This is a genomic window from Microbacterium hominis NBRC 15708 (genome assembly GCF_001592125.1).
Taxonomy (GTDB): domain Bacteria; phylum Actinomycetota; class Actinomycetes; order Actinomycetales; family Microbacteriaceae; genus Microbacterium; species Microbacterium hominis.
Genome location: NZ_BCWI01000026.1, coordinates 1 through 21,545, shown reverse-complemented (window position 1 = coordinate 21,545; position 21,545 = coordinate 1). Strand labels below are relative to the sequence as shown.

Sequence of the window (21,545 nt, the reverse complement as noted above, 5' to 3'; positions counted from 1 at the left end):
AAGGACCTCCATGACCTCCCCCGTCGACCACCTGCGCCCGCTGCTGGAGGCCCTCACCCTCGAGCAGAAGGCCGCCCTCGTCCAGGGCGCCGACTTCTGGACGACGGTGCCGCTGCCCGAGATCGGGCTGCGGGCGATGACCCTGTCGGACGGTCCCGCCGGCGTGCGCGGGCCGCGCTGGGACGAGCGCGAGCCGTCGCTGAACCTGCCCTCCGGGTCGGCGCTGGCCGCGTCGTGGGATGTGGATCTGGCCTACCGCTACGGCGCGGCCGCCGCGGCGGAGGCCCGCGCGAAGGATGTCGACGTCGTCCTCGGCCCCACCATCAACCTGCACCGCAGTCCCCTCGGCGGCCGCCACTTCGAGTGCTTCAGCGAGGATCCGGAACTCTCCGGCGCGCTGGCGGCCGCCTACGTCGCCGGCCTGCAGGACAACGGCGTGGCCGCCTGCCCGAAGCACTACGTCGCCAACGACTCGGAGACGGACCGTTTCACGGTCGATGTCGAGGTCGAGGACCGCGCACTGCGCGAGCTGTACCTCGCCCCGTTCGAGCGCGCCGTGACCGAGGCGCACGCCTGGAGCATCATGAGCGCGTACAACGCGGTCGACGGCGTCACGATGACCGAGAACGATCTGCTCGAGACCCCGCTGAACAGCGAATGGGGCTTCGACGGCGTCGTGATCAGCGACTGGACGGCGGTGCGCTCGCTCGACGCCGTCGCGGCCGCGCAGGACCTCGCGATGCCCGGGCCCGCCCCCGCGTGGGCCGACCTGGTCGCCGCCGTCCGCGACGGTCGCGTCGCCGAGGAGGACCTCGACCGCAAGGTGCTGCGCCTGCTCCTGCTCGCCGAGCGCGTCGGCGCCCTCGGAGACGCCGGCCCGGCCGGCCGCGCCGCGGTGCCCGCGATCGACGGCCCCGCCTTCGCCCGCGACGCGGCCGTGGCCGGCACCGTGCTGCTGCGCAACGACGGCACGCTGCCGCTGGAGGCGGCATCCCTCGGATCGGTCGCCGTCATCGGCCAGAACGCCCGTGACGCCCGCACGCAGGGCGGCGGCAGCGCCACCGTCGTCCCCGCGCACGTCGTCTCACCGTTGGAGGGTCTGCGCGCGGCGCTTCCCGGCGTCGAGGTCTCCTACGAGCTCGGCGCCCTCGTGCAAGACGGCGTGGTCGAGATCCCGCTGGCCCAGCTGCAGAACCCCGTCACCGGCGAGCCCGGTCTGCGGGTGCGTTTCCTGGACGACGCCGGCACGGAGCTGTTCGCCGAGGACCGCCGCTCGACGGCGCTCGTGTGGTTCGGCGGCGACGCGCCCATCGCCGCGAGCCGCACGGTCGTGTTCGAGACCCGCTTCACCCCCGCCGAGACGGGCGCGATCGAGCTCGGGTTCGCGGGCGCGAACCCCGGCCGCCTCTTCGTCGACGGCGAGCTCGTCCTCGACGACAGCCCGGTCATCGAGGGCACCGACCTCGGCGCCGCCTTCCTCAACCCGCCGTCGCTCACGACGACGGTCGCCGTCACCGCGGGCGCGCCCCGCGACATCCGCGTCGAGTTCACGTGCGACCCGCAGGGCGCCCTCGCCGGCGCGCTCAGCGCCACCGTCGGCATCGCGCCCACGCCCACCCCCGACGCCGAGCTCGTCGCCCGGGCCGTGGCCGCCGCGGCATCCGCCGACGTCGCCGTCGTGGTCGTCGGCACCACCTCCCGCGTCGAGTCGGAGGGCTACGACCGCGAGAGCCTGGACCTTCCGGGCGCGCAGGACGCGCTCGTGCGCGCCGTCGCGGCGACGGGCACGCCCACGATCGTCGTCGTCAACGCCGGCTCGCCGGTCGCGCTCCCCTGGGCGCAGGAGGTGTCGGCCGTCGTGCAGGGCTACTTCGGCGGCCAGGAGTTCGGCCACGCGATCGCCGACGTGCTGACCGGCGCCCGCGAACCCGGCGGCCGCCTGCCGACCACCTGGCCCGCGACGCTCGCCGACGTCCCCGTGGTCGACGTCACCCCGCAGGACGGCGTGCTGCGCTACCGCGAGGGCATCCACATCGGCTACCGCGCCTGGCTCAAGGAGGCCGCCGCACCCGCCTTCCCCTTCGGCCACGGTCTCGGCTACACGACCTGGTCGTGGGACGACGCGCAGCGCGACGGCGACGCGGTCGCGGTGACGCTGACCAACACGGGTGCGCGCACCGGGAAGCAGGTCGTCCAGGTGTACGCCGAGCGCGCCGCTTCGGCGGTGGAGCGTCCCGAGCGCTGGCTGGTCGGCTTCGCCGCCGTCGAGCTGTCGCCGGGAGAGACGGGCACCGTCTCCGTTCCGCTCCCCGACCGGCGACTCGCGTATTGGGACGGCGGCGGGTGGCGCGTCGAGCCCGGCACGTACATGCTGCGTGTCGGCGCCTCGGTCGTCGATCTGCCGCTCGCGGCATCGTGGACGGTGACCGCGTGAGCGCGCCGATGCCCGCCGTCGAGGCGAGCCTGCTGCAGGGCGCAGCCGATGAGCGGCTCGCGGCCGTCGTCGAACGCCTCGACGGATACCTCCGCGAGGACGACGGCCTGTCGTTCCAGGTCGCCGCGTTCCACCGGGGCACCCCGGTGCTCGACGCCTGGGGCGGTCCCGACATCCGCGCCGACTCGATGCTCATCCCCTTCTCGGTCACCAAGAACACGATCGGGCTCTCGATCGGGCTCCTCCTCGAGCGCGGCCTCATCGACCTCGACGAACGCGTGGCCCACTACTGGCCCGAGTTCGCCGCGAAGGGCAAGGATGCCGTCACCGTCCGCGAACTGCTCTCCCACCAGGCCGGGCTCCCCCAGGCGAGCACGCCGCTGACGTGGGAGGAGCTGTGGGACCATCACGCCGCGGCCGCCCGTCTCGCCGACACGCGACCCTTCTGGCGACCGGGGAGCGCGTTCGGCTACCACGCGATCACGATCGGCAGCCTCGGCGACGAGCTCGTGCACCGGGTGACGGGCCGGACGCTGCACGAGTTCTACGAGCGCGAGATCCGTGCCCCCCACGGGATCGACTTCCACCTGGGCCTGCCGGCCGACGAGGAGCACCGCTTCACGCCGCTCAAGCCGATGGTGCGTCCCGCGTCGGCCACGGCGACCCCGCAGTTCTCCGCCTTGGGGCCCGTGGTGTTCGGACCCCTCAGCCGGGACATCGACCACACCAACTCGCCGCGCAACTACCGGTACGGCCACGCCGCGACCGCCGGGACGGGGACGGCCCGCGGGCTCGCGCGCCTGTTCGCCGCCGCGGTCACCGGCGTCGACGGCGCCGCCCCGTTCCTCTCGTCCGACACGGTCGAGCAGATCGGCCAGCAGCAGGTCCGCGGCTACGACGAGGTGCTGCACCAGCACGACCGCGCCCACGCGATCGTCTTCCAGAAGCCGTCCCAGCAGCTCGCCTTCGGCGGCCCCCGGGCCTTCGGCCACGACGGCGCGGCGGGGGCGCTGGCGTGCGCCGACCCCGACACCGGCGTCACCTTCGCCTGGACGATCGTGCGCGGCCCGTGGCCGGGCGGCGCCGACCCTCGGGCCGTGTCGCTCGCGCGCGAGCTCGGCACCCTGCTCGGAGCGTGACCGTGAGCACCGTGATCGAGAGCCTGCGCGCCGAGGTGCGCGACGACACCGCCTTCGTCCCGACCGCGCGTCCGCGGCTGAGCTGGGTCGTCGGCGGGGACGTCACCGGCTGGCGGCAGGCGTCGGCGGAGCTGTCCGACGGAGCGCAGCAGGTCACGCTCACCGGCGACGAGAGCGCCCTCGTGGCGTGGCCGTTCGCCCCGCTCACCGCCGGTGAACGGCGCTCGGTGCGGGTGCGCGCCCACAGCACGGACGGCCGGTCCACGCCCTGGAGCGCACCGCGCGAGGTGGAGGCGGGCTTCCTCGCCGACGGCGAGTGGGTCGCGCTGCCCATCGGCCTCGCCGAGCCCGCGCGTGCGGCGCAGCCCGCCGAGGTCCGCACGAGGTTCACGCTCGATCGCCCCGTCACCCGCGCGCTCCTGTTCTGGACCGCGCTCGGCGTCGGCGAGCCCGCCGTCAACGGCGCCCCCGTCACGGCGGACGTCCTCTCCCCCGGCTGGAGCGCCTACCGCGACCGCCTGGTCCTGGAGACGGTCGACGTCACGGCGCTCGTGCACCCCGGCCCCAACGAGCTGTCGGCCACCATCGCCGGCGCCTGGTACACCGAGCGCTACGGGTTCTTCACCTTCACCGACCGCCTCTACGGCGACCAGCCGTCGCTGCTCGCGCAGCTGCGCGTGACCTACGCCGACGGGACGGTCGCCACGGTGGCCGCCACGGGCCCCGGGTGGGAGGCGAGCGGGGACGGACCGGTCGTGGACAGTGGGATCTACGCCGGCGAACACCAGGACCTGCGCCGCGACGCCGCCGGCGCATCCTGGAGCCCGGCCCGCGTCGGCCCCGCGGCGCGGCCGGGCTACGACCGGGTCCCGGTGCCCGAGCCGCGCATCGCCCCGCCCGTGCGGCGGATCGAGGCGCTGCCCGTCGCCGCCGTCGTCACGAGCGCCTCGGGCGGCACGATCCTCGACTTCGGTCAGAACCTCGTCGGCCGCCTGCGCCTGCGCGTGCGCGGGGCGGCGGGCACGCGCGTGGTCGTGCGTCACGCCGAGGTGCTCGAGGACGGCGAGCTCGCCCTCCGCCCCCTGCGAAACGCCGCCGCGACGGCCACCTTCGAGCTGTCCGGCGGCGACGACGTCCTCGAGTCGCGCTTCAGCTTCTACGGCTTCCGCTACGCGGAGATCACGGGCCTCGACGTCGCCCCGGAGGACGTCGAGGCGATCGTCCTGCACACCGATCTCACGCGTACCGGCTGGTTCACGGCATCCGACCCCCTCGTCGACAAGCTCCACGAGAACGTGCGGTGGGGCATGCGGGGCAACTTCCTCTCGATCCCGACGGACTGCCCGCAGCGCGACGAGCGTCTGGGCTGGACGGGCGACATCCAGGTGTTCGCGCCGACCGCGACGTTCCTCTACGACTGTGCGGGCTTCCTCGCGTCGTGGCTGCGCGACCTCGCCCACGAGCAGGCCCGCGCCGACGGGGTCGTCCCCCTCGTGGTACCCTCGGCGCTGCCGGCGTTCGCCGGGGGCGGGCCCACCGCCGCGTGGGGAGACGCGGCCACCGTGGTGCCGACCGTCCTGTGGGAGCGTTTCGGCGACCGCGAGGTCCTCGCCGCGCAGTATCCGAGCATGCGCGCGTGGGTCGAGGCGGTGCTGCGCGACGCGGGCGACGGTGGTCTCTGGGCGGGACGCATGCAGCTGGGCGACTGGCTCGACCCCGCCGCCCCGCCCGACAAGCCGGGCCAGGCGAAGGTCGACGTCGACATCGTCGCCACCGCCTATCTCGCCCGCTCGCTGCAGCAGGTCGCCGACGCCGCGGCCCTGCTCGGGCACGAGGCGGATGCCGCGCGCTACGGGGCCCTCGCCGCCCGCTCGCGCGCCGCCTTCGCCGCCGAGTACGTCACCCCCGCCGGCCGCATGATGAGCGACGCGCCCACGGCGTACGCGCTCGCGCTGCAGTTCGATCTGGTCGAGGGGGACGACCTGCGCGCGGCGCTGGGCGCACGGCTCGCGGCCCTCGTCCGGGAGGGGGGCTACCGCATCGGCACCGGCTTCGTCGGCACGCCGCTCGTCGCCGACGCCCTCACCGCGACCGGCCACCTCGACGCCGCCGAGCGTCTGCTCACGCAGACCGACTGCCCGTCGTGGCTGTACCCGATCACGCAGGGCGCCACGACGGTCTGGGAGCGGTGGGACTCGCTGCTTCCCGACGGCACGGTCAACCCGGGCGAGATGACCTCGTTCAACCACTACGCGCTCGGAGCCGTCGCGGACTGGCTGCATCGCACCGTGGCGGGGCTCGGCCCGGCATCCCCCGGCTATCGCCGCCTGCGCGTCGCACCCCGCCCCCTCGCGTCGCTCGACCACGCGTCGGCGCGCCACCTCACCCCCTACGGCGAGGCCGCCGTCGCGTGGCGCCGCGAGGGCGGGACGATCGTCGTCACCGCGACGGTGCCGGCCAACACGGATGCCGAGGTCGACCTTCCGGGGCTGCGCACCACGGTCGGCCCCGGCACGCACGAGTGGCGCGTCGAGGCGGCTCCGCCGGCGCCCCGTCCTCCGCTGCCCGGGCTCGACGCGGACCTCGCCGCCGTGATCGACGACCCCCGCGCCTACGCCGCCCTCCTCGAGGCACTCGCCGCCGCCGCGCCCGAGCGCGTCGCCACCGTGCGCGCCGAGACGACCTGGACGGCCGGGCGCCCGCTCGCGACCGCCCTGATGTTCACCCCGCCCCGGGTCCTCGCCGCCGTGGACGCCGCCGTCCGCGCGGCGACGACGCCGACCGCCTGACACCCACCCGAGGAGCACCATGTTCGACCGCGCCAGCACGTTCGGCGAGACGCTCGACAGTCCCGCCGGCCGCGCCGTGCTCGAGAAGCACCTACCCGGCATCGCCGCCTCGCCGATGGCGCAGCAGTTCCGCGACGCGCGCCTGGGCCAGCTGGTCGCCCTCGTGCCGGAGCTGGAGGACCCGTCCGCGCGCGACGCGCTGTGGGCCGCGCTGGCCGAGGTCGGCGACGGGACGGCGCGCGCACCGCACGCGCCCGCGATCGCGCCCGATCCCGCCTACGAGGGCGAGGACGTGCCCCGGGGCTCGGCCGTTCCGGCGCCGGCGGCGCCGACGCGGCGATGGGACCCGCTCGAGGTGCGACTGTCGGGTCCCGCGCACGGCAACCCCTTCGTCGACGTCGACCTCGACGCCCTGTTCACCCGACCCGACGGCACGACGGTGCGCGTCGGCGGCTTCTACGACGGCGACGGCGTGTACGTGATCCGTGCCCTCGCGGATGCCGAGGGCGAATGGCGCTTCGAGACCCGATCGACCGCGCGCTCACTCGACGGCGTGACCGGACGCCTCGAGGTCGCCGCCGCCCCCGTCGAGGCGCATGGACCGGTGCGCGTCGACGGGTTCCACTTCCGGCACGCGGACGGCGCACGCCACCGCCCGATCGGCACCACCGCCTACGCGTGGACGCACCAGAGCGAGGCCCGACAGCAGCAGACGCTGCGCACCCTGGCCGCGGCGCCGTTCGCGAAGCTGCGCATGTGCGTGTTCCCGAAGTCGTACCTGTACAACGCGAACGAGCCGCTCGACTTCCCGTTCGTCGGCTCGCTCGCGGAGGGCTTCGATCTCGAACGGTTCGATCCCGCGCACTTCCGCCGGCTCGAGCGTCGCATCGCCGATCTCGCGGCCCTCGGCATCCAGGCCGACCTCATCCTGTTCCACGCCTACGACCGGTGGGGCTTCTCCGACCTCGGCCCGGCCGTCGACGAGCGCTACCTGCGCTACGTGATCCGTCGGCTGACGGGCTTCGCCAACGTCTGGTGGTCGCTGGCGAACGAGTACGACCTGCTGTGGTCGAAGGACCTCGACGACTGGGAGCGCCTCGCCGCCGTCATCGGCGAGGAGGATCCGTTCGGCCATCTGCTGTCCATCCACAACTGCCGGCCCTTCTACGACTACGGCCGGCCGTGGGTCACCCATGTCTCCGTGCAGCGCGTCGACGTGTACCGGACGGCGGAGAACACCGACCAGTGGCGCGAGCGGTGGGGCAAGCCGGTGGTCGTCGACGAGTGCGCCTACGAGGGCGACATCGACCAGGGCTGGGGCAACATCACCGGCGAGGAGCTGGTCCGCCGCTTCTGGGAGGGCGCCGTCCGCGGCGGCTACATCGGCCACGGCGAGACCTACTATCCGCCCGCGCTCCCCGCCGATCCCGCCGGTCCCGCCGACGTCGACGCCGACGACCAGGACGACGAGGTGCTGTGGTGGTCGAAGGGCGGCGTGCTCCACGGCACCTCCCCCGCCCGCATCGCCTTCCTCGACCGGCTGATCGGCGAGGCCCCCGACGGCGTGTGGGACCCGCTGCCGGGCGACTGGGACGTGCCCTGGGGAGGCGACGGAGGCGGGCGTGTGCGCGTCGGCTACTTCGGGTTCAACCGCCCGCGCTTCCGCCACGTCATCCTCGGCGACGGCACCTGGCGCGTCGAGGTCATCGACACCTGGAACATGACGATCGAGGAGATCCCGGGCCACCACACCGGTCAGCTGCGGGTGGAGCTGCCCGGTCGCCCGTACATCGCCGTGCGTCTCACCCGGACCGACGCGTGAACGCGACGACCTGGACCGTCACGACGCCGGAGGAGCCGTGGCGCGCCGCGCCCCCGCCCGTCCTGGCGGCCCCCACGGCCATGCCCGACGTGATCGTGGCGGTCGACGACCCGCAGCAGGAGATCGACGGCTTCGGCGCCTGCTTCAACGAACTGGGCTGGGCGGCGCTCGGGCTGCTCACGGCGCAGGAGCGCGACGGCATCCTCCGCGAGCTGTTCGCCCCCGGGGTGGGCGCGTCGTTCGGGCTGTGCCGGATGCCGGTGGGAGCCAACGACTTCTCGTTGGACTGGTACTCGTACGACGAGACGCCGGGCGACCTCGCGCTGGCGCATTTCGACGCGTCGCACGACGACGAGACGCTCGTCCCGTTCATCCGCGCCGCACGCGCGCACCGGCCCGACCTGCGGCTGTGGGCGTCCCCGTGGAGCCCGCCGACGTGGATGAAGCGCAACGGCCACTACGCCGGAGCGATGCCGCATCCGTTCTTCGGCGACGTCGACAACGGGCTGCGACCCGAGCAGGTCGGCGCGGAGGGCACCGACATGTTCCGCACCGACGAGGAGCACCTGCGCGCCTACGCGGCCTACTTCGGCCGATTCGTCGACGCCTACGCCGAGCGCGGGATCCCGATCTCGATGGTCATGCCGCAGAACGAGTTCAACTCGCCGCAGGTCTTCCCCAGCTGCACGTGGACGCCGGCCGGGCTGGCCGCGCTGCTGCGCCACCTCGGACCGCAGATGGCGGCCCGCGGGGTCGAGGTGTACCTCGGCACCCTCGAGCGCGCCGACGACCGTCTGGTGGGCGCGGTGCTCGCCGACGATGCGGCGCCCGCGGTCGTGTCGGGGATCGGCGTGCAGTGGGCGGGCAAGGGCGCGGTCGCGGCGCTGCACCGCCTGCATCCGGACCTGCGCATCGTCCAGACCGAGCAGGAGTGCGGCGACGGCCGCAACGACTGGCGCCAGGCGCGCTACGCGTGGCGCCTCATGAAGCACTTCCTCGGAAACGGCGCGAACGCCTACCAGTACTGGAACATCGCGTTGCCCGAGGGCGGCCGCAGCCGATGGGGCTGGACCCAGAACTCGCTCGTCGTGGTCGATCCGCAGCGCCGCACCTTCCGGTACACCCCCGACTACCTCGTGCTCAAGCACGTGGCCGCGTTCGTGCGGCCCGGAGCCCGCGTGCTGCCGACGTGGTGCGTCGCGGGCCACGACAATCAGCTGGTGTTCCGCAACCCGGACGGCTCGGTGGTGGTGGTCCTGCACAACGAGCTGGCCGAGCCCCTGCCGATCAGCCTGCTGCTGGGCGAACGGGTGCTGTCGCTCGAGCTGCCGGCGGCTTCGTTCAGCACCGTCGTCATTCCGGCCTGAGCGGGCCCGAATCCTCCGAGAGCCGGCGCGAGGCCGTCGCCATGTGCGTCGCCATCGCCGAGGCGGCGAGATCGGCGTCGGCGGCGGCGACGGCGGCCTGCACGGCGGCGTGCTCGTCGATGGCCAGCAGGGCCGCCGCCTCGTCGTGCACCGCGCGGTCGGCGTAGACCTGCAGGAGCGACCGGACGACGTGCAGCAGGTCGACCAGCGTGTCGTTGCCGGCGGCCGCGGCGAGCGTCTCGTGGAACTCGGCATCCGCGCGGGCGAAGGCGCCCAGGTCGGCGGTGCCCGCCCGCATGCGATCGAGGGATGCCGCGAGGGCGGCCCGATGCGCGGCGTCGGCCCGTCCGGCCGCGAGGCGTGCGACGTAGATCTCCAGACCCGAGCGCAGTTCGAGCAGCTCGGCGGTGTTCTGCTGTCCGATCAGCAGTCCCCAGCGCAGCGTCTGCGGCAGCAGGTCGCTGGCCGTCCCGCGCAGGTAGGTGCCGGAGCCGGCGCGGACGTCGACGATGCCGAGGATCTCCAGCGCGGCGAGCGCCTCGCGAACGGCCGAGCGGCCGACGCCGAGGGTGGCGGCGAGCTGACGCTCGGGCGGGAGACGCGTGCCGGGCGCGAGCGAGCCGCCGGTGAAGAGATCCATGAGCCGTCGGGCGACCTCGGACACGGGCGTCCCGGACGGCAGCGCGCCGAGCGCCGCCGTGATCTCGGCGGAGCGGTCGTCCGGGTAGGCGGGCACGGGACCAACATACGGCAGTCGCCGTCACGGGCGAGATATTGGTCAACCGGTTCTTGCAATTGGTCAACCGGTTTGTCAGAATATCGACGGGTGAGCGGCAGCTCCCCGCCGGACCGATCGACCAGGAGTCACCGTGGACCCACTCCAGAGCACTCGTGCGCACGCCGCGACCGCGCGGAGCGCGCGATGACGCGGCTGTGGAACGATCCGGCCGACTTCGCCGACGAGATGATCGACGGCTTCGTGGCGGCGCACGCCCGCTACGTGCGCCGCGTCACGGGAGGCGTCGTCCGCGCCGCCGGCACCACGCCCGGCCGGGTCGCGGTCGTCGTCGGCGGCGGATCGGGCCACTACCCCGCGTTCGGCGGTCTCGTCGGCCCGGGCCTCGCGCACGGCGCCGCGATGGGGAACCTGTTCGCCTCCCCCTCCGCGCAGCAGGTGCACGCCGTCGCGTCGGCGGCCCACGCCGGCGGCGGCGTCTTCTTCGCGTACGGGAACTACGCCGGGGACGTGCTCAACTTCGACGCCGCGCAGGAGCGACTGCGCGGCGAGGGCATCGCGTGCGCGACCGTCGCGGTCACCGACGACATCATGAGCGCGGCCCCCGCGGAGCGGCACCGCCGCCGCGGGATCGCCGGCGACCTCGCCGTGTTCCGCATCGCCGGTGCCGCCGCCGAGGCGGGCTACGACCTGGACGGCGTGGCCCGCGTCGCGGCGCTCGCCAACGAGCGCACCCGTTCCTTCGGCGTCGCCTTCTCCGGGTGCAGCCTGCCCGGCGCCGACGCGCCCCTGTTCTCGGTGCCGCCCGGCCGGATGGCGGTGGGTCTCGGCATCCACGGCGAACCGGGCGTCGCCGAGACCGACATCCCGACCGCGGACGGACTCGCCGCGCTGCTCGTGGACGCGCTTCTCGGCGAGATCCCGGACGGCGTCGAGGCGAGCGGCGCCCGGGTGGTGCCGATCCTCAACGGGCTCGGCTCGCTGGCGCACGAGGAGATGTTCGTCGTCTACCGCCGCGTCGCCCATCTGCTCGCCGCCGCCGGGGTGGAGGTCATCGACCCGCACGTCGGCGACTACTGCACGAGCTTCGACATGGCCGGCACGTCGCTCACGCTCCTCTGGCTCGACGACGAGCTGGCCGCTCTCTGGGACAGCCCGGTCGACACCCCCGCGTACCGCCGCGGCGCGACGGCCGCGCCCGGCCCCGCGGCGCCCGCCCCCGCCGCGGTCACCCCTGCCGCGCCGAGCGCCGCGCCCGCGGCGCCTCCCGGCGACGAGGCCTCGCGCCGCTGCGCCGCCACGGTGGTCGATGTGCTCGGCACCATCTCCGCCACCATCGACGCGAACGTCGCGGAGCTCGGCCGGATGGATGCCGTCGCCGGCGACGGCGACCACGGCATCGGCATGCAGCGCGGCGCCCGTGCCGCACGGCACGCCGCCGCGGAGGCCGCCGCCGACGGCGCAGGCGCACGCGGAACGCTCCTGCGCGCCGCCGACGCCTGGTCCGACCGCGCCGGCGGCACGTCCGGAGCGCTCTGGGGCGTCATCCTCGGTCGCATCGCGGAGCACCTGGGCGACACCGGCGCGCCGGATGCCGCGGCGATCGCGGCCGGCGTCGCCGACGCCGTGCGCGCCGTGCAGCGGTACGGCGGCGCCGAGCCCGGCGACAAGACGCTCGTCGACGCCCTCCTGCCCTTCAGCGCCGAGCTCTCGCGCGCCGTGGGCGACGGCGCCGGCCTCGCCGACGCCTGGCCGCTCGCGGCCGCCGCCGCCCGCACCGCCGCGGACGCCACCGCCGACCTGGTGCCGCGTCGTGGCCGCGCCCGCACCCACGGCCGCAACAGCGTCGGCACCCCCGACCCGGGCGCGCACTCACTCGCCCTCATCGCGACCGCCGTGGGCCCCGTGCTCGCCGCACGCCCCTCCGAGAGGACCCCGTCATGACCGCACCCCTGCGCCTCGTCATCGGCAGCGACGACGCCGGCTTCGAGTACAAGGAGGTCCTCAAGCGCGACCTCCAGGCCCACCCTCTCGTCGCCGACCTCGTCGACGTCGGCGTCGACGCCGACGGCCACACGCCCTACCCGACGGTGGCGATCGAGGCCGCCGAGCGCGTCGCCCGCGGCGAGGCCGACCGCGCGCTCCTCATCTGCGGCACCGGACTGGGTGTCGCGATCGCGGCCAACAAGGTCCCCGGCATCCGCGCCGTGACGGCCCACGACTCGTTCTCCGTCGAGCGCGGCGTGCTCTCCAACGACGCGCAGGTGCTCACGATGGGCCAGCGCGTGGTCGGCATCGAGCTCGCGCGCCGCCTCGTCCGCGAATGGCTCACCTACCGCTTCGACGCCTCGTCGGCGTCGGCCGAGAAGGTCGCCGTCATCGCCGCCTACGAGAGCACGGGATCGTGCGGGTGAGCCCCGTCACGGTCGGCGTCAGCCTCAAGGCCTACTTCGACCGCGACCGCGCCCGCCGCTGGTTCGACGTCGTCGCCGCCGAGGTCGGCGCCCACCCGGCGGTCCGCGCCGGCGCCGTCGAGGTGTTCGTCGCGCCGACCTACCTGCAGATCGACGACGCCGTCCGTGCCTTCCGGGACACACCGATCGCGGTCGCCGCGCAGGACGTCTCCGCCCACGGCGACGGCGCGTTCACCGGTGAGGTCTCCGCGGCCGAGCTCACCCGCTCCGGTGTGACGCTGGCCGAGATCGGCCATGCCGAGCGGCGGCGCCTGTACCGCGAGACCGACGCCGACGTGGCCGCGAAGGTCGCCGCCGCCCTCGCCGCGGGCGTCGTGCCCGTGCTCTGCCTCGGGGAGAGCGCGCGCGAGGGTGCCGCGGCGGCCGCGGCCGCCACCCTCGCGCAACTGCGCGCCGCGACCGACAGCGCCCCCGCCGGACGGCTGGTCGTCGCCTACGAGCCGGTGTGGGCGATCGGGGCCGACGCGCCGGCGCCCGTCGCGCACGTCGCCGCGGTGACACGGGCCCTGCGGGTCGCGCTCGACGCGGATGCCGCACGCGCCGGCTCCGCCGTCGTCTACGGCGGATCGGCCGGCCCCGGCCTGCTCGCCCGCCTCGGCGACGCCGTGGACGGCCTGTTCCTGGGTCGGTTCGCGCACGACCCCGCCGCCTTCCGCGCGGTCGTCGACGAGGCCGCGCGGATGCCGGGGCTCGCGCCATGATCGGGCTGGGCACGTACGCCTTCTTCTGGCAGCACTCCGAGCGCGTCGCCCACCCCCTGTCGCTGGTCGGCGCCTTCGAGGCGACCCGCGCGCTGGGGGTCGACCTGTTCCAGATCTGCGACTACGCGCCGCTGGACGCGATGAACGAGCGGGAGCTGCGCGCGGCGGCGGCCGCCGCCCGCGACCTGGGCCTGACCATCGAGCTGGGCACGAAGGGCATCGCCCCGGAGCACCTGAGCCGCTACCTGCGGGTGGCCGAGGTCTTCGACGCCCGCCTGGTGCGGTCCATGCTCAACGGCCCCGGCTCGGCGCCCACGACGGCGCAGGCGCAGACGTGGCTCGGATCGTCCGTGCGGGACTTCGAGCGAGCCGGAGTGACGCTGGCTCTGGAGACGTACGAGCAGATCGCGACGTCGGACCTGCTCGCTCTCATCGCCGCCGTCGGCAGCCCGGCGCTGGGCGTGTGCCTCGACCCGGCCAACGTCGTGGCCCGGCTGGAGACACCGCGGACGACGGTCGAGCTCGCGGCGTCCGCCACGGTCAACGTGCACGTCAAGGACTTCGCCTTCGCGCGGCAGGACGGCTGGGTGGGCTTCACCTTCACCGGCACCCCCCTGGGGACCGGACTGCACGACTACGCGCACCTGCGGGCCGCCGTGCGCCCCGCCGCGCGCGGGATCAACGAGATCGTCGAGCACTGGCTGCCCTGGCAGAGCGACGCCGAGACCACCGTCCGCACCGAGCGGGAATGGACCCGCACCGCCCTGGACCACCTGAGGAGAACCCCATGAGCCACACCATCGCCGTCTTCGGAGCCGGAGGGAAGATGGGCACGCGCGTGTCCGACAACCTCGTGCGCACCGATCACACCGTCCACTACGTCGAGACGTCGCCCGCCGGTCGCGAGCGCGTGCGCGCCGCGGGTCGCGCGCTGTCCGAGGCCGCCGACGCGGTCGCCGACGCCGACATCGTCGTGCTGGCCGTGCCCGATCTCGCGCTCGGGCCCGTGACGGCGCAGCTGGTTCCGCAGCTGCGGCCGGGGACGATCGTGCTGACGCTCGACCCGGCAGCCGCCTACGCGGGCCTGCTGACCACCCGCGACGACATCGTGCAGGCCGTCGCCCATCCGTGCCACCCGTCGGTGTTCCTCGAGCGCACGTCGAAGGAGGAATGGGCCGACACCTTCGGCGGCGTCGCGGCACCGCAGGACGCGATCGCCGCGATCGAGAGCGACGACCCGCGCAAGAAGGCGATCGTCGAGGAGACGGTGCGCGCCATCTACGCCCCCGTCATCGACGTGCACTGGGTGAGCGTCAAGCAGCTCGCCCAGCTGGAGCCCACCCTCGTCGAGACGGTCGCGTGCATGATCGGATCCCTCCTCAACGAGGCGCTGCACGAGGCGATCCACACGATGGGCGTTCCCGAGGCGGCGGCGCGCAGCATCCTGTACGGGCACACACAGGTGGCGCTGGCCAATGGACTCCGCGGCGACAACCCCTTCAGCGACGCCTGCCTCATCGCGATGGACTACGGTCGCGAGAGCATCATCAAGGACGACTGGAAGAAGATCTTCCGCGACGACGAGCTCGACAAGAACCTCGCGCGGATGCTCCACCTCGACCGCATCGAACGCTGAGGATCGCATGGGACAGCTCACCGACAAGACCGCCCTCGTCACCGGGGCGGCCAAAGGCATCGGCCTCGCCGTCGCCTCCCGTTTCGTCCGCGAGGGCGCGCGGGTCGTGCTCGCCGACCGAGACGTGGATGCCGCGACCACCGCGGCCTCCGCCCTGGGCGCGCACGCCCGTGCCCTCGGCATGGACATCTCCGACGAGGCGGCCGTGGCCGCCGGGTTCGCTGAGCTGGAGGCCGCGGGGTGGGCGCCGGACGTCGTCGTCGCGAACGCGGGCGTCCAGCTGTTCGGGCAGGACGCCCCCGCCGCCGACCTCGAGCTGGACGTCTGGCGGCGCACCCTCGACGTCAATCTCACGGGCACCTTCCTCACCGTCAAGCACGCCGTGCGCAGCATGCTCCCCCGCGGCGGCGGGGCGATCATCCTCACCGGCAGCCCGACCGCGGTCAACGGCGAGGGCCGGGACTTCACGGCGTACAGCGCGTCGAAAGCCGCGATCCACGGGCTGGGACGCACCGTCGCCGCCGCCTACGCCGATCGGGGGATCCGCGTCAACACGGTGCAGCCCGCCTACACCGAGACCCCTCTTGTCGCGGCCATCACGGACGACCCGCAGGCGCGCGCGACCATCGTCGGCCGTATCCCGATCGGCCGCGCCGGCACCCCCGACGACGTCGCCGGCATCATGGTCTACCTCGCGAGCGACGACGGCGCCTTCGCGACCGGGGCGGTCTTCCAGGTCGACGGAGGCATGACGTCGCTGTGAGCGGCACGTGGGATGACGAGGCTCGGCGACCCTGGCGCAGCGCGCGGTGGTCGCTCGAGCTGCGGGGCGACGAGCTCGCCGACATCGCCTACGACGGCGTCGTGGTGCTCCGCTCCGCGCGCGCGGTCGTCCGCGACCACGACTGGCGCACCGCACCCCTCGTGATCGACGATGTCGACGCCCGCGACGACGCGATCATCATCGCCCTGCACTCGAGCGGGCTGGGGTCGTCGTTCGCGGGCACCGTGCGGGTGCACGCACACGGCGATCGTCTGGAGATCGTCTGCGACCTGACCTCCCGGCGGCCGTTCGACACCAATCGGACGGGGCTCGTGGTCCTGCATCCGCCGACGCTGGCCGGCACGCCCCTGCGGGTGGTCCACTCCGCGGCGGAGCCGGAGGAGACGCGCTTCCCCCCGCGCATCAGCGCGCACCAGCCCGTGCGCGACATCGCGGCCCTCGCGTGGACGGCGGGCGGCGTCGGCGTCGCGCTGACCTTCGACGGCGACGTGTTCGAGATGGAGGATCAGCGCAACTGGACGGACGCCTCGTTCAAGACGTACAGCCGCCCCCTCGACCTCCCGTTCCCGTACCGCGTCGCGGCGGGCGAACGGGTGACGCAGACGGTGACGATCGAGGCGACGGCCTCCGCCTCGGCCCCGGTGATCGAGACGGCGGGGCCCGCCCCGGCCGCGGTGATCGAGCTTCGACCGGGCGGCGCGTTCCCGCACCTCGGCCTCGGCGCCGCGACCGCGCCGGATCCGGCGCCGCCGCTCGGCTCACCGCTCGGCTCGCACGTCGTCGCCGACATCGATCTCGCCGATCCCAACTGGCGCGCGGCCCTGGACCGGGCGGGCGCGGCGGGACTGCCGGTCGAGGTGCGCCTGGTGCTCGCGGACGACGACCCGGACGCGCTCCGGGCGGCGGCGCATGCCCTCCGCGGACGGCGCACGGCGCGCGTGACGGCCTTCCCTGCGACCGGGCCGGCCCGCCACGTGTCCGACGGCCCGACGATCCGGGCGCTGCGCGCGGCGCTGCGCGCCGCCGACGTCGACGTGCCGGTCGTCGGCGGAACCCGCGCGCACTTCACCGAGCTCAACCGCGAGCACCACCGTCTCCCGGACGGGCTCGACGGCATCGTGCTCAGCAGCACGCCGCTGTTCCACAGCCGCGGCACCGACCAGCTCGTCGAGGCGCTCGCCATGCAACGACGTGTGGCGCAGGAGGCCGTGGACATCGCGTCGGGGCTCCCCGTGCACATCGGACCGGTCACGCTCCGGCCGCGCTTCAACGACGTCGCGACCACGCCCCCGCCCCGCCCCGGGCGCACCGATCTGGCCGAGGGGTACGGCGCCCAGCTGCTCGACGCCGACGATCCGCGCCACGACAGCGACGAGCTGGCCGCATGGACGATCGCGAGCGCGGCGGCGTTCGCCGTGCCGGGGGTGGCCGCGCTGACCTTCTTCGAGGAGTGGGGGCCCCGCGGCATCCGCACCGCCGCGGGCCGGGACCGGCCGGTCGCCGCGGCGCTGCGCGCCCTCGCCGACGTCGCCGGGCCCGACGGGCGAGCCCGCACCCTGCTGCACGGCGACAGCCCGGACGGCCTCGTCTGGGCCGTCGGGGGGCGCGGCGACGACGGGGGGAGCGTCCTCGTGGCCAACCTCGACCGGGTGCCGCGCGTCGTCCGCGTCGAGCCCGGAGGCACCCGCACCGTTCCCGCCGGAGCCTTCGCGATCCTTCCGCTCACGGCACCGTCCGCTCACGACTGACCCGCCCCGACCGACCCGCTCATCGAGGAGCCCCCATGACCGCACCGCACCGCAGCCTGCTCACGGAGTACATCCACGCCGCCACGATCCGGATGACCCGGGAGCCCTCCGGCGTGCTCACCCATCCGTACACGGTGCCCAGCGCCCCCGAGTCCCCCTTCTACTCCGACACGCTCTGGGACTGGGACTCGTGGTTCATCAGCGTCGTCATGGGCCAGGTCGAGGTGGAGACCGGACGGCCCGGCCTGTTCGGCGTCTACGAGGAGGGGACGATCCGCAACTTCCTCGACCACATGGACGAGGACGGCGTCATGCCGATCCTGATCAAGCCGGGCGGACCGCTCCTGCACCGCGATCCGGGACGGGCGGCGGGCTTCACCGAGAACATGCACAAGCCGATCGTCGCCCAGCAGGCGCTGCTGCTGGCCCGTCGGCGCGGGTCGACCGAGTGGCTGAGACCCGAGCGGGAACGGATCGGACGCTTCCTCGAGCGGTACGTGCACTCGCACATGGACCCGGCGACCGGGCTCGCCTACTGGCAGACCGACTTCGCGATCGGCGTCGACAACGATCCGTCCGTGTACTACCGCCCCGACCGCAGCACGGCCTCGGTCTACCTCAACAGCCTGCTCTACCGCGAGATGCTCGCGTTCGGCGCCCTGTGCGAGGACCTCGGGGATGCCGCGGCATCCCTGCACTGGCGCGGACGCGCCGCCGACCTCGCCGATGCCGTCAACGCGCTGCTCTGGGACGAGCGCGACGGCATGTACTACAGCGCCGACCTCCACCTCCGCCCCGTCGACCCCGAGGACTGGCTGCACCGCGGCGCGCCGCGCCGCTGGAACTCGCTGCTGCTGCGCATCGACAACTGGTCGAGCTTCCTTCCCCTCTGGGCGGGCATCGCCCCGCACGACCGCGCGGAGCGCGTGCGCGCGCGGATCGCGGACCGCCGCACGTTCCGCGCCGCCTACGGGGTGCGGACGCTGTCGCGGCTGGAGCAGCAGTACGACCTGAGGGCGTCGAACAACCCCTCGAACTGGCTCGGGCCGGTCTGGGGCATCAGCAACTACCTCGTCTTCCGCGCGCTGGCGCGCTACGGCTTCGACGCGGATGCGGCGGCGCTCGTGGACGAGACGGTCGCCCTGTTCGGGCGCGATCTGGCGGCCTCCGGCGCGCTGCACGAGTACTACCACCCCGACACGGGCGAGCCGATCATGACCAGCGGCTTCCAGAACTGGAACTTCCTCGTGCTCAACATGATGGCGTGGCAGGAGGGACGCCCCGTCGTCGCGGAGTTCTGAGCCGTCGGCGCGGCCCGTCGGTCTCAGCCGCGGCCGAAGCCCTCGGTGCTGGCCCGCACGACCAGGTCCGGCTGGAACATCCGATGCGGGTCCGCGGCCGACCGGCCCGCGATCGCGTCGAAGAGGGCGTCGACGACCGCGATGCCGAAGCCCTCGTGACGGCCCCGGACGCTGGTGAGCGGGATGAGGGACACCTCGGCGAACTCGTTGTCGTCGTAGCCCACGATGGCCGTCTGACGCGGCACGTCGATGCCGGCCTGCACGAGCACCTGCATCATGCCCAGCGCGAGGAGGTCGTTGACCGCGAAGATGCCGTCGGGGCGGAACGCCTCGGGGCGCGCGACGAGCGCGCGCGCCACCTCGCGGCCGCCGCGCACCGTGCGGTCGGGCATGTCGATCACCTCGACGGTCGCCGCGCCGAAGGTGCGGACGACCTCGGTCGCCCCGGCCAGGCGGTCGGCCACCTGGGGGATGCCGAGGGGGCCTCCCACGAAGGCGATGCGACGGCATCCGACATCGAGCAGGTGCTGCATCGCCTGGCGCCCGCCGGAGACGTCGTCCAGCGACACGGACGGCTGCTCGGAGCTCTCGGCGCGCTGGCCGACGATGACCGACGGGGTGCCGCGTCTGCGCACCTGGGCGAGACGGTCCTCGATCGGCAGGTGGGAGGACACCAGCAGCCCCTGCACGCGGTGCTGCTCGAACACCTCGAGGTACGCGTCCTCCCGCTCCCGGCTGCGATGCGAGTTGGCGAGGAAGACGGTCACGCCGCGTTCGCTCGCGCGACGCTCGACGCTCTCCGCGATCTCGGCGAAGTAGGGGTTGCTCACGTCGGGGGCGATGTAGCCGATCACCTGGCTGACGCCGAGCCGCAGCTGACGGCCCGCGATGCTGGGCACGAAGCCGAGGGAGTCGATGGCGTAGCGGATGCGCTGCGCCTTGTCGTCCGAGACGCGGTCGGGATGGTTCAGGTAGTTGGAGACCGTGCCGACGGCGACACCGGCGAGAGCGGCGACGTCACGGATGCCGACGCGCACGCCGGGACGGGTCGACGACGACCCGTTATGAGATTGTGACGTTTCAAACTCCACGTCCCCATCTTGCCCCAGTCGGCTCACCCCTGTCACGGATTTCGCCGCTCTGCCGCTCCGCAGGGCCGGGAATCACTGTTGACAGGGGTCGGCGAGCGCCCTAGCATCCACTATTGAAACGTCTCAAAAGAAGAGATGACCACTTTCAAGGAGGAAATGTGTTCACAGCGAAACGGCGGCGCCCGAACAAGCCGCTTCTCAGCGCCGTGGTGCTCCTGGGCGCCAGCGCGCTGGTGCTCACCGGCTGCTCCGGTGGCGGCAGCGGCGGCGGCACGGACAACCCGACGACGTTCGAGTTCCTGAAGAACGCGGAGAACACGACCACCCAGCCCGTGCTCGACGCGCTGGCATCCGGATCGTGCACGGCCGAGAACGACGCCGCTCCCCTGGAGGTCAACTCGGTCCCGCAGGCGGACCTCGACGCACAGGTCCAGCTCCTGGCGACGCAGGACGGCCTGCCCCCCATGTTCTCGGCCGGCGGCAACCCCGCGGAGGGCGCCAAGCTCGCCAAGGCGGGCTACCTCGTCGACTTCGACAAGGCCCTCACCGAGCTCGGCGTGCGCGACAAGGTCGCCGAGGGCGCCGTGTCGACGATCAAGAAGCTCTACGGAGGCTCCTTCAGCTTCCTGCCCTACCAGTACAACATCGAGGGCATCTTCTACAACAAGGAGCTCTTCGAGAAGAACGGCTGGGCGGTGCCCGAGACGTGGGACGACCTGCTGAAGATCGCGGGCGAGGCGAAGAGCGCCGGGCTCACGCCGTTCGCGGCATCGGGCGAGCAGGGCTGGCCGCTGACCCGCCTCATCTCCGGCTACCTGTTCCGCTCCCTCGGCGCCGACGCCCTCCAGGACGTCGCCGACGGCAAGGCCAAGCTCACCGACCCTGAGTACGTCGCCGCCGCGCAGGCCGTCGCCGACCTCGGCGCCGCCGGCTACTTCGGCTCGAACGTGGCCTCTCTCGACTACGACGCCGCGACGAACGAGTTCCTCACCGGCAAGGCCGCGATGATCTACATGGGCAGCTGGCTGCTGGGCAACATCAACAGCGACAGCAACCAGATCGGTGCCGACAACGTGGGCTTCTTCAAGTTCCCGGGCGTCGCCGGGGGCAGCGGCTCGATCGACGAGTACCCCTCCAACGTCGGCCTGCCGGCCACCTTCAACGCCAAGACCTACGCGGCCGACAACAGCGTCGGGGCGTGGCTGAAGTGCATCACGTCGAACTACGGCAACGAGGCGCTCGCGCAGGGCCAGATCACCGGGTTCATCGCGGACAAGAAGGTGGAGCTGCCGGCGATCTCGCAGACGATCGCCGACGAGATCGCCGGCGCCAAGGACAGCGTCCTCTGGTTCGAGGCCCTGTTCAACGCGAAGGCGAGCAACATCTCCTCGACCAACGCCGCCCTGCTGGTGACCGGTCAGCTCTCCGCCGAGCAGTTCATGAAGCTCGTCCAGGACGCGCTCGACGAGGGGTGACCCTCCCCGCGCCGGCCGGCCGGGGTCCCGATCCCCGGCCGGCCGGCG

Annotated in this window: 16 protein-coding genes; 14 read left to right on the top strand and 2 right to left on the bottom strand. The window is 73.7% G+C overall.

The annotated features are described in order from the left end of the window. The first annotated feature begins 10 nt into the window (after nucleotides 1-10). The 5 genes from MHO01S_RS15380 to MHO01S_RS15360 are packed head-to-tail and all read left to right on the top strand — an operon-like array spanning nucleotide 11 to nucleotide 9,551. Complete coding sequence (locus MHO01S_RS15380) at nucleotides 11-2,434, top strand: beta-glucosidase H (RefSeq protein ID WP_061782562.1); 2,424 nt, start codon at nucleotides 11-13, stop codon at nucleotides 2,432-2,434. After that, a complete protein-coding gene (locus MHO01S_RS15375; RefSeq protein WP_255266112.1) occupies nucleotides 2,431-3,573 on the top strand; it encodes a serine hydrolase domain-containing protein in 1,143 nt (380 codons plus the stop codon). The genes MHO01S_RS15380 and MHO01S_RS15375 overlap by 4 nt, the downstream gene beginning before the upstream one ends. Nucleotides 3,574-3,575: 2 nt before the next feature. Next, nucleotides 3,576-6,362, top strand: a complete 2,787-nt coding sequence (locus MHO01S_RS15370; RefSeq protein WP_082808100.1) for an alpha-L-rhamnosidase — start codon at nucleotides 3,576-3,578, stop codon at nucleotides 6,360-6,362. Nucleotides 6,363-6,381: 19 nt separating this feature from the next. Then, nucleotides 6,382-8,184 carry a DUF5605 domain-containing protein gene (locus tag MHO01S_RS15365; RefSeq protein WP_061782560.1) on the top strand — a complete coding sequence of 601 codons (1,803 nt, stop codon included), beginning with the start codon at nucleotides 6,382-6,384 and terminating at the stop codon, nucleotides 8,182-8,184. After that, entirely contained in the window at nucleotides 8,181-9,551 is a 1,371-nt protein-coding gene (locus tag MHO01S_RS15360; RefSeq protein ID WP_060958959.1) for a glycoside hydrolase family 30 protein, read from the top strand. Before MHO01S_RS15365 ends, MHO01S_RS15360 begins: the two co-directional genes overlap by 4 nt. Here the strand turns inward: MHO01S_RS15360 and MHO01S_RS15355 are convergent. Continuing rightward, nucleotides 9,538-10,287, bottom strand: coding sequence for a FadR/GntR family transcriptional regulator (locus MHO01S_RS15355; RefSeq protein WP_061782559.1), 750 nt, complete (start codon nucleotides 10,285-10,287; stop codon nucleotides 9,538-9,540). The two genes, MHO01S_RS15360 and MHO01S_RS15355, sit on opposite strands and share 14 nt — an antisense overlap. 186 nt (nucleotides 10,288-10,473) lie before the next feature. Between MHO01S_RS15355 and MHO01S_RS15350 the strand changes: the two genes are divergently transcribed. The 8 genes from MHO01S_RS15350 to MHO01S_RS15315 are packed head-to-tail and all read left to right on the top strand — an operon-like array spanning nucleotide 10,474 to nucleotide 18,931. Next, nucleotides 10,474-12,231, top strand: a complete 1,758-nt coding sequence (locus MHO01S_RS15350; protein WP_061782558.1) for a dihydroxyacetone kinase family protein — start codon at nucleotides 10,474-10,476, stop codon at nucleotides 12,229-12,231. After that, a complete protein-coding gene (locus tag MHO01S_RS15345) occupies nucleotides 12,228-12,701 on the top strand; it encodes a ribose-5-phosphate isomerase (protein WP_061782557.1) in 474 nt (157 codons plus the stop codon). Before MHO01S_RS15350 ends, MHO01S_RS15345 begins: the two co-directional genes overlap by 4 nt. Further along, nucleotides 12,698-13,462: a triose-phosphate isomerase gene (locus MHO01S_RS15340; RefSeq protein ID WP_061782566.1), complete on the top strand. Its 765-nt coding sequence runs from the start codon at nucleotides 12,698-12,700 to the stop codon at nucleotides 13,460-13,462. The genes MHO01S_RS15345 and MHO01S_RS15340 overlap by 4 nt, the downstream gene beginning before the upstream one ends. Continuing rightward, nucleotides 13,459-14,253, top strand: a complete 795-nt coding sequence (locus MHO01S_RS15335; protein ID WP_060958292.1) for a sugar phosphate isomerase/epimerase family protein — start codon at nucleotides 13,459-13,461, stop codon at nucleotides 14,251-14,253. Before MHO01S_RS15340 ends, MHO01S_RS15335 begins: the two co-directional genes overlap by 4 nt. After that, the gene (locus tag MHO01S_RS15330) at nucleotides 14,250-15,098 is read left to right on the top strand and encodes a phosphogluconate dehydrogenase C-terminal domain-containing protein (protein WP_061782556.1); all 849 of its coding nucleotides are present in this window, start codon (nucleotides 14,250-14,252) and stop codon (nucleotides 15,096-15,098) included. Before MHO01S_RS15335 ends, MHO01S_RS15330 begins: the two co-directional genes overlap by 4 nt. Before the next feature lie 7 nt (nucleotides 15,099-15,105). Continuing rightward, complete coding sequence (locus MHO01S_RS15325) at nucleotides 15,106-15,861, top strand: SDR family NAD(P)-dependent oxidoreductase (RefSeq protein WP_060958294.1); 756 nt, start codon at nucleotides 15,106-15,108, stop codon at nucleotides 15,859-15,861. Beyond that, nucleotides 15,858-17,630: a D-apionate lactonase family protein gene (locus MHO01S_RS15320; protein WP_061782555.1), complete on the top strand. Its 1,773-nt coding sequence runs from the start codon at nucleotides 15,858-15,860 to the stop codon at nucleotides 17,628-17,630. Before MHO01S_RS15325 ends, MHO01S_RS15320 begins: the two co-directional genes overlap by 4 nt. 35 nt (nucleotides 17,631-17,665) lie before the next feature. Further along, nucleotides 17,666-18,931: an MGH1-like glycoside hydrolase domain-containing protein gene (locus tag MHO01S_RS15315; RefSeq protein ID WP_060958295.1), complete on the top strand. Its 1,266-nt coding sequence runs from the start codon at nucleotides 17,666-17,668 to the stop codon at nucleotides 18,929-18,931. A gap of 23 nt (nucleotides 18,932-18,954) precedes the next feature. On the opposite strand, the gene MHO01S_RS15310 is transcribed toward MHO01S_RS15315, so the two are convergent. Next, complete coding sequence (locus tag MHO01S_RS15310; protein ID WP_061782554.1) at nucleotides 18,955-19,968, bottom strand: LacI family DNA-binding transcriptional regulator; 1,014 nt, start codon at nucleotides 19,966-19,968, stop codon at nucleotides 18,955-18,957. A gap of 212 nt (nucleotides 19,969-20,180) precedes the next feature. Here MHO01S_RS15310 and MHO01S_RS15305 point away from each other — a divergent pair, with 212 nt between their 5' ends. Beyond that, nucleotides 20,181-21,497, top strand: coding sequence for an ABC transporter substrate-binding protein (locus MHO01S_RS15305; RefSeq protein WP_060958297.1), 1,317 nt, complete (start codon nucleotides 20,181-20,183; stop codon nucleotides 21,495-21,497). Nucleotides 21,498-21,545 lie beyond the last annotated feature (48 nt).

What these genes read in the sequence shown, in the direction of transcription:
- MHO01S_RS15345 (WP_061782557.1), top strand. Translation starts at nt 12,228, where the DNA reads ATGACCGCACCCCTGCGCCTCGTCATCGGCAGCGACGACGCCGGCTTC.
- MHO01S_RS15335 (WP_060958292.1), top strand. Translation starts at nt 13,459, where the DNA reads ATGATCGGGCTGGGCACGTACGCCTTCTTCTGGCAGCACTCCGAGCGC.
- MHO01S_RS15315 (WP_060958295.1), top strand. Translation starts at nt 17,666, where the DNA reads ATGACCGCACCGCACCGCAGCCTGCTCACGGAGTACATCCACGCCGCC.
- MHO01S_RS15325 (WP_060958294.1), top strand. Translation starts at nt 15,106, where the DNA reads ATGGGACAGCTCACCGACAAGACCGCCCTCGTCACCGGGGCGGCCAAA.
- MHO01S_RS15330 (WP_061782556.1), top strand. Translation starts at nt 14,250, where the DNA reads ATGAGCCACACCATCGCCGTCTTCGGAGCCGGAGGGAAGATGGGCACG.
- MHO01S_RS15365 (WP_061782560.1), top strand. Translation starts at nt 6,382, where the DNA reads ATGTTCGACCGCGCCAGCACGTTCGGCGAGACGCTCGACAGTCCCGCC.
- MHO01S_RS15350 (WP_061782558.1), top strand. Translation starts at nt 10,474, where the DNA reads ATGACGCGGCTGTGGAACGATCCGGCCGACTTCGCCGACGAGATGATC.
- MHO01S_RS15380 (WP_061782562.1), top strand. Translation starts at nt 11, where the DNA reads ATGACCTCCCCCGTCGACCACCTGCGCCCGCTGCTGGAGGCCCTCACC.